The following is a 7718-nucleotide window of genomic DNA, read 5'->3' on the forward strand; positions in this document are numbered from 1 at the left end:
CCGCTTGCGGGGGAGAGGGGGCAAAAGCGCCCTCGTCCGCCATCCCGCTTGCGGGGGAGAGGGGGCAAAAGCGCCCTCGTCCGCCATCCCGCTTGCGGGGGAGAGGGGGCAAAAGCGCCCTCGTCCGCCATCCCCGCTTGCGGGGGAGAGGGGGCAAAAGCACCCTCGTCCGCCATCCCCGCTTGCGGGGGAGAGGTGGGCAAAAGCGCCCTCGCCAGCCATCCCACGATCCGCGCCAGGAACCCGTCACCGCGTTCTGGCACGCGTCATGCATCGTCCCGTGTGCGCCCGACACGATACGCCGGGCCCTACCAGAGGAATCGGTTATGAATCAGGCTTTGTGGGTCGCCAAGACGGGGCTGGACGCGCAGCAGACGCGCATGTCGGTCGTGTCCAACAACCTGGCCAATACCAACACCACCGGCTTCAAGCGCGACCGCGCCAGTTTCGAGGACCTGCTGTATCAGCAGGTCCGCCAGCCCGGTGGCTCGACTTCAGCCCAGACCCAGCTGCCTTCTGGACTGCAGCTGGGCACCGGCGTGCGCGTGGTGTCCACGGCCAAGGACTTCGTGCAGGGCAACCCGCAGCAGACCGGCCGCGCCCTGGACGTGATGATCAACGGTCGCGGCTTCTTCGAGGTGCTGATGCCGGACGGCACCTCGGCCTACACCCGCGATGGCAGCTTCCAGATCAACTCGCAGGGCGAACTGGTGACCAACAGCGGCTATCCGGTGCAGCCGGGCATCCAGATCCCCGAAGGGGCGCAGTCGCTGACCATCGGCACCGACGGCACGGTCAGCGTGCAGATGGCCGATACCGCCGCTGCGCTGGAGATCGGTTCGCTGACCCTGACCGATTTCATCAATCCCGCCGGGCTGCAATCAAAGGGCGAGAACCTGTATGCCGAAACCACCGCCTCCGGCCCGGCCCAGAACGGTGGCCCCGGCCTCAATGGCCTGGGCACCACCGTGCAGGCCGCGCTGGAAGGCAGCAACGTCAACGTGGTCGAAGAGCTGGTCAACATGATCGAAACCCAGCGCGCCTATGAAATGAATGCCAAGGCGATCTCCACCACCGATTCGATGCTCGGCTACTTGAACAACAACGTCTGACCTGCCAGGAACTCCCTTCATGTCCTGCCTGCCTTCCTGTTTCACACGCTCGCTGGCCGCGCTGGCCTGCAGCGTCCTGCTGGGCGGCTGCGTGGCCGCCGGTGATGTGCGTCCCTACCCGGCGATGGCGCCGATCGCCCCGATCAGCGCGCCCTACGCGCAGCCGGCCGCCGGTGCGATCTACGCCGCAGGCCCCGGCCTGAACCTGTACGGCGACCGGCGCGCGCACGATGTGGGCGACCTGCTGACCATCACCCTGGTCGAAAGCACCACCGCCTCCTCCAGCGCCAACACCAGCATCAGCAAGCAGGACGAGGTCAGCATGTCCGCGCCCAGGCTGCTGGGCGCGCCGCTGACGATCAACGGGACCCAGATCCTGGAAAACAGCACCAGCGGCGACCGCAGCTTTGACGGCAAGGGCAACACCGCGCAGAGCAACCGGATGCTGGGCAGCATCACGGTCACGGTGATCCAGCGCCTGCCCAACGGCAATCTGGTGGTCCAGGGCCAGAAGAACCTGCGCCTGAACCAAGGCGACGAACTGGTCCAGGTGCAGGGCGTGGTGCGCGCGGCCGACATCGCGCCGGACAACACCATTCCTTCGAGCAAGGTCGCAGAAGCACGCATCGCCTACGGCGGCCGCGGCGCGGTGGCCCAGTCCAACTCGATGGGCTGGCTGAGCCGGTTCTTCAATTCGCGCCTGTCCCCTTACTGAGCCTGAGCCAATGAACCTCTCCTCGCTGTCCTTGCGTCTGCTCGTCGGTCTGGCCGTCTGCGCCGCGGTGGCGCCGGCCCGCGCCGAACGCATCAAGGACCTGGCCCAGGTCGGCGGTGTGCGCGGCAACGCCCTGGTCGGTTACGGCCTGGTCGTGGGCCTGGACGGCAGCGGCGACCGCACCAGCCAGGCGCCGTTCACCGTGCAGAGCCTGAAGAACCTGCTGGGCGAGCTGGGCGTCAATGTTCCGGCAAACGTCAATCCGCAGCTGAAGAACGTGGCTGCGGTGGCGATCCATGCCGAGCTTCCGCCCTTTGCCAAGCCCGGCCAGCCGATCGACGTCACGGTGTCCTCGCTTGGCAACGCCGTGTCGCTGCGCGGCGGCTCGCTGCTGATGGCGCCGCTGAAGGGTGCCGATGGCCAGGTCTATGCCATCGCCCAGGGCAGCCTGATCGTGGGCGGCTTCGGGGCCCAGGGCAAGGATGGGTCGAGGATCTCGGTCAACGTCCCCAGCGTCGGCCGCATCCCCAATGGCGCCACCGTCGAACGCGCCCTGCCCGACGTCTTCGGCAGCAGCAACCAGATCACCCTGAACCTGCACCAGAGCGACTTCACCACCGTCTCGCGCATGGTCGCCGCGCTTGAGAACACCTTTGGCCCGGGCAGTGCCCATGCCGTTGACGGGACCACAGTGGCGGTGCGCTCGCCGACCGACCCGGGCGCGCGCATCGGATTGCTGGCCCGCATCGAGAACATCGAACTCTCGCCAGGCGCGGCACCGGCCAAGGTCGTGGTCAATGCCCGCACCGGCACGGTCGTCATCGGATCCCAGGTGCGGGTCGGCCCGGCGGCGATTTCGCACGGCTCGCTGACCGTCACCATCAGCGAGAACATCAACGTCAGCCAGCCCGAGCCGTTCAGCCGTGGCGGCCAGACCGCGGTGACCCCGCAGTCCACCATTACCGCCACCAACGAAGGCAGCCGCATGTTCAAGTTCGAGGGTGGTACCTCGCTGGACCAGATCGTGCGCGCAGTCAACGAAGTCGGCGCCGCCCCGGGCGACCTGATCGCCATCCTGGAAGCGCTCAAACAGGCCGGCGCCCTGAGCGCGGAGCTGGTCGTGATCTGACATGCGTATCTCCGCCTCTCCCGTCGAATTGAATGCGGCCAGCCAACACGATCCGGCAAGGATCGACGAGGTCTCGCGCCAGCTCGAAGGACAGTTCGCACAGATGCTGGTCAAGAGCATGCGCGATGCCAGCTTTGGCGACTCCCTGTTCCCGGGCGAGAACCAGACCTTCCGCGACATGTACGACCAGCAGCTGGCCGGATCGCTCACCCAAGGCAAGGGCCTGGGCCTGGCCGCGATCATCGCCAGGCAGCTCGGTGCAGGGGCCAAGGCCGACGCCACCGACCCGGCAACCACGTCGCTCGACCCAGGCAAGGCAGCCAAGGCCTATGCGCTGGTCGCAGGCCGGCGCCAGGCAGCGATCCTGCCGAGCGACTCCCAGTCGCCACTGGACCAGCTGCTGGACCTGATCGCCGGGCGCCAGAGCGGCGCGGGCGCCCAGCCCGGGGACACATCTTCCTGGGACTCCGCCGACCCCGGCTGGAGTGACCTTGGTGGTGCCGGGGACGCCGATCTGCATGGCGCCGTCAAGGCAGCCACAGCCCAGCTTGGCGAGAACACGCCGGAAGGTTTCGTCGCCAGCATCTGGCACCACGCGCAGAATGCGGCGCGCGAACTCGGCGTGGATCCGCGCGCGCTGGTGGCACAGGCCGCGCTGGAAACCGGCTGGGGCCGCAAGGGCATCGCGCGCAGCAACGGGGGCGATTCCAACAACCTGTTCGGCATCAAGGCCACCGGCTGGAGCGGCCAAAGCGTCACCACCGGCACCCATGAGTACGTCGATGGCGTCAGGACCAGCCAGACCGCTTCCTTCCGCGCCTATGAATCTGCCGAACAGAGCTTCTCCGACTACGTGCGACTGCTGAAAAGCAGCCCCCGCTACCAGCAGGCACTCCAGGCCGGCACCAATATCCGCAGCTTCGCCCAGGGTCTGCAGCGCGCCGGCTACGCCACCGACCCGTCCTATGCAGCCAAGATCGCCGCGATCGCCACCGGCCCCACCATCGACCGCGCGCTCGAAGCCCTCGGCAACGCCGCTGCAAACGGGATCGAACGGGTCTTTGCCGGCGGTTCCGATGCCTTGCCCAATCCCCTTCGCTGAGGTCGCCGTCCATGTCCGTTCTTTCCACCGGCACCAATGCGCTGATCGCCTTCCAGCGGGCCCTGGCCACCGTCAGTCACAACGTGGCCAACATCAACACCGAGGGATACAGCAGGCAGCGGGTGTCCTTTGCCACCACCACGCCCACCGCGTACGGCTCGGACTACATCGGCAACGGCACCCAGATCACCGACATCGCACGCATCGGCGATCAGCTGGCGACCTCGCGGCTGCTGGACAGCACCGGCGAGCTGGCCCGGCTGCAACAGCTGTCCAGCCTGTCCAGCCGGGTCGATGCGCTGTTCTCGGACACGGCCACCAACATCGCCGGGCAATGGTCCAGTTTCTTCGACGCCACCACCGGGCTGTCCGCCAACGCCTCGGCCACCGCCGACCGCCAGAACCTGCTGGACAACGCCGGCGCCCTGGTCACCCGCTTCAAGCAGCTCGGCGGCCAGATCGATGGGCTCAACACCGAGGTCAACAACGGCCTGCTGTCCAGCACCGCCGAAGCCAACCGGCTGGCCGGGGAAATCGCCAGGATCAATGGCCAGATCGGCAGCAACGCCGCCTCGGCCGCGCCGGACCTGCTCGACCAGCGAGACCAGCTGATCAGCCAGCTGATCGGCCATACCGGCGGCACGGCGGTGTCCCAGGACGGCGGCGCCATCAACGTCTACACCACCGGTGGCCAGCCGATGGTGGTCGGGGCCACGGCTTCGACCCTGACCACCGTGGCCGACCCCTATCAGCCAGGCAGGCTGCAGGTCGCGCTGAAGTCCAGGGCCACCACCGTCACCCTGGGCCCCAGCGCTTTGGGTGGGCAAATCGGCGGCCTGCTCGAATTCCGCAGCAGCATGCTGGATCCGACCAGCGCAGCGCTTGGCCGCCTGGCGACCGGCCTTGCGATCACCTACAACCAGCAACATGCCGCCGGCGTGGACCTGTATGGAAACCTGGGCGGTGATTTCTTCAACCTGCCCTCGCCCACCGTCAGCGGCAACAGCGGCAACACCGGCAGTGCCAGCTTCTCGGCCAGCGTCGAAGATCTGAGCAATCTCGATGGCCAGAACCTGCTGCTCAAGTTTGATGGGGCGCAATGGACCGCCAGCCGTGCCGAGACCGGTACAAGCGTTGCCATGACCGGAAGCGGCACCAGCGCCGACCCGTTCATGATCAATGGCGTGGCCCTGCAGGTGTCGGGGACGGCAGCGGCGAGCGACAAGTTCCTGCTGCAGCCCACGGCCGGTGCCATCAACGGCCTTTCGGTGGACATCACCGACCCCTCGCGCATCGCGGCGGCCACCCCGGTCAGCGTCAAGGCCGATCTGGCCAACCTGGGGACCGGCCAGGTCAGCAACCTGCGCGCCACCGATGCCGGCAATCCGGCGCTGCTCACCCCCTCGAGCATAGAATTCATCGATGCCAACCAGTACACGCTCGACGGCGCCGGTCCGTTTGCCTACGCCGCAGGGCAGACCATCAGCGCCAACGGCTGGAGCCTGACCCTGGACGGCGCACCGGCCGCGGGCGACAGCTTCTCGGTCGGGCCGACCGGCGCCGGCTCCAGCAACAACGGCAATGCCCTGATCCTGTCCAACCTGGACCAGGCCAAGGCGTTCAATGGCAACACCATCACCCTCAACGGCGCGGTCGCGGGCCTGACCACCACCGTCGGCTCCGCGGCCAGGCAGGCCTCGTACTCGGCCGACGCGCAGCAGATCATCCACGACAGTGCACAGGGCGCCAGGGACTCGGTTTCCGGCGTCAATCTCGACGAGGAAGCCGCGGACATGCTGCGCCTGCAGCAGGCCTACCAGGCCGCATCCCAGCTGATCTCGACCGCCGACACGATGTTCCAGTCCATCCTGAGCGCAATCCGATGAGCAACCGCATCTCCACCGGCATGATGTTCAACCAGTCGGTGACGGCCATGCTGGGCAAGCAGTCCAAGATGGCGCACCTGCAGCAGCAGCTTTCCACCGGGCAGAAGCTGGTCACCGCCCAGGACGACCCGGTGGCCGCCGGTACCGCGGTCGGACTGGACCGCGCCCTGGCCGCACTGGAGCAGTTCGGGAAGAACGCCAACAATGTGCAGAACCGCTTGGGCCAGCAGGAAAACACCCTGCAGCAGGCCGGCGAACTGATGACCCGGGTCAACGACCTGAGCATCCAGGCCAACAACGGCACGCTTTCCAGCGACGACCGCAGGGCCATCGCAACCGAGCTTGTCGCCATCAACAGCAGCCTGCTGAGCCTGGCCAACAGCACCGACGGCAGTGGCCGCTACCTGTTTGGCGGTGCCGCCGACGACAGCGCACCCTTTGCCAGGATCAACGGACAGGTGGTCTACAGCGGCGACCAGACCCAGCGCCAGGTCCAGATCGCCCCGGGCAGCCTGGTGTCCGACGCGATCCCGGGCAGCGAGATCTTCATGCGCATCCGCACCGGCGACGGCGTCGTGGATGCGCAGGCGGCCAGTGGCAACACCGGCACCGGCCTGCTGCTGGACTTCGGTCGCAGCGCCACGTCCGGCAACTGGGACGGTGGCAGCTACACCGTGCAGTTCACCGCCGCCGATGCCTACACCGTCGTGGATGCGGCCGGCAGTGAAGTGGCAAGCGGCAGCTACGCCAGCGGCGAGGACATCGCCTTCGGCGGTGTGCGCATGCGCATCCAGGGACAGCCTGCCATAGGCGACAGCTTCGCCATCGGACCATCCGCCAACCAGGACGTGTTCTCCACCATCGACGGCCTGGTGGCAGCGCTGAACACCGATGTGGTCGGCAGCACCGGTCAGGCCGCACTGCAGAACGATCTGCAGGCGGCGATGCGCAACGTCGGCCAGGCCGCGGCCAGGATGATCGACGCGCGCGCGGCCGGCGGTGCCCAGCTATCGGCGATCGACAACGCCACCGAGCTGCGCGCCGCCCACGAAGTGACCCTGAAGACCACCCTGTCCTCGATCCGCGACCTCGACTATGCCCAGGCGATCGGCCAATACCAGCTCGAGCAGGCGGCGCTGCAGGCCGCACAGACCATCTTCACCCAGATGCAGGGCATGTCGCTGTTCAACAAGCTGGGCTGATCCACCGCGACCCCGGCCACGTAGGGCGGGTCTCGACCCGCCACCCCGGCGGCCTCGCCGCGCAAACACGGCGGGTCAAGACCCGCCCTACGTTTACGCTGGGCCATCATTCCGCGTCGTGGCATCCGGCGGTTCAGGCCACGTAGGGCGGGTCTCGACCCGCCACCTCGGCGGACTTGACCGGCCACCCCGTGGTCTCGGCCCGCCGGCGACCTCGACCCGCCACCCCGGCGGACTTTCCCCGCCACCGCAGCCACCTTCACCGGCCGACGGCGGGTCAAGACCCGCCCTACGGTTTTGGAGCGGCGGGTCAAGACCCGCCCTACGTTTAACGCCGGGCCATCATTCCGCGACGTGGCATCCGGCGGTTCAAGTTCTTCGGCCGGCCGCCGAAACCGACTCTTCGCGCCTGATCACGCGGGGCTTTTTGTCAAACACATCGCGAATTTTCCTGCAAAAAGTCGCTAAAGGTTGTTGGCACATCGCCGTTATCTATACCAGCAGCGGCAACGGCCAAATTGATGGCCCCCCTGCGACAGGCTCCAGGCAAGTCGCTTGCCGGATTAATCGCT

Annotated in this window: 6 protein-coding genes; all 6 read left to right on the forward strand. The window is 67.4% G+C overall.

Annotated elements, in window-relative coordinates; translation table 11 throughout:
- Nucleotides 1–326 precede the first annotated feature (326 nt).
- Genes flgG through flgL form a run of 6 tightly spaced genes read left to right on the forward strand, consistent with a single transcriptional unit; the run spans nt 327 to nt 7146 of the window.
- Nucleotides 327–1112 (forward strand): flagellar basal-body rod protein FlgG, encoded by a 786-nt coding sequence (flgG, locus tag WBH99_RS09375; protein ID WP_424219817.1) that lies wholly within the window; start codon nt 327–329, stop codon nt 1110–1112.
- Nucleotides 1113–1131: 19 nt separating this feature from the next.
- Complete coding sequence (gene flgH, locus WBH99_RS09380) at nt 1132–1827, forward strand: flagellar basal body L-ring protein FlgH (RefSeq protein WP_424219818.1); 696 nt, start codon at nt 1132–1134, stop codon at nt 1825–1827.
- A gap of 10 nt (nt 1828–1837) precedes the next feature.
- Nucleotides 1838–2956 (forward strand): flagellar basal body P-ring protein FlgI, encoded by a 1119-nt coding sequence (locus tag WBH99_RS09385; RefSeq protein WP_424219819.1) that lies wholly within the window; start codon nt 1838–1840, stop codon nt 2954–2956.
- 1 nt (nt 2957) lies between these two features.
- On the forward strand, nt 2958–4058 hold the full coding sequence (flgJ, locus tag WBH99_RS09390; protein WP_424219820.1) for a flagellar assembly peptidoglycan hydrolase FlgJ: 1101 nt from the start codon (nt 2958–2960) through the stop codon (nt 4056–4058).
- 11 nt (nt 4059–4069) lie between these two features.
- On the forward strand, nt 4070–5944 hold the full coding sequence (gene flgK / locus WBH99_RS09395; RefSeq protein ID WP_424219821.1) for a flagellar hook-associated protein FlgK: 1875 nt from the start codon (nt 4070–4072) through the stop codon (nt 5942–5944).
- A complete protein-coding gene (gene flgL / locus WBH99_RS09400) occupies nt 5941–7146 on the forward strand; it encodes a flagellar hook-associated protein FlgL (RefSeq protein ID WP_424219822.1) in 1206 nt (401 codons plus the stop codon). Before flgK ends, flgL begins: the two co-directional genes overlap by 4 nt.
- Nucleotides 7147–7718 lie beyond the last annotated feature (572 nt).

The sequence above is a fragment of the Azovibrio sp. genome (assembly GCF_049658005.1).
GTDB lineage: Bacteria > Pseudomonadota > Gammaproteobacteria > Burkholderiales > Rhodocyclaceae > Azovibrio.

Excerpts from the sequence above, each read along its gene's own strand:
- flgJ (WP_424219820.1), top strand. The coding sequence starts at position 2,958 with ATGCGTATCTCCGCCTCTCCCGTCGAATTGAATGCGGCCAGCCAACAC.
- flgG (WP_424219817.1), top strand. The coding sequence starts at position 327 with ATGAATCAGGCTTTGTGGGTCGCCAAGACGGGGCTGGACGCGCAGCAG.
- flgL (WP_424219822.1), top strand. The coding sequence starts at position 5,941 with ATGAGCAACCGCATCTCCACCGGCATGATGTTCAACCAGTCGGTGACG.
- flgK (WP_424219821.1), top strand. The coding sequence starts at position 4,070 with ATGTCCGTTCTTTCCACCGGCACCAATGCGCTGATCGCCTTCCAGCGG.
- WBH99_RS09385 (WP_424219819.1), top strand. The coding sequence starts at position 1,838 with ATGAACCTCTCCTCGCTGTCCTTGCGTCTGCTCGTCGGTCTGGCCGTC.
- flgH (WP_424219818.1), top strand. The coding sequence starts at position 1,132 with ATGTCCTGCCTGCCTTCCTGTTTCACACGCTCGCTGGCCGCGCTGGCC.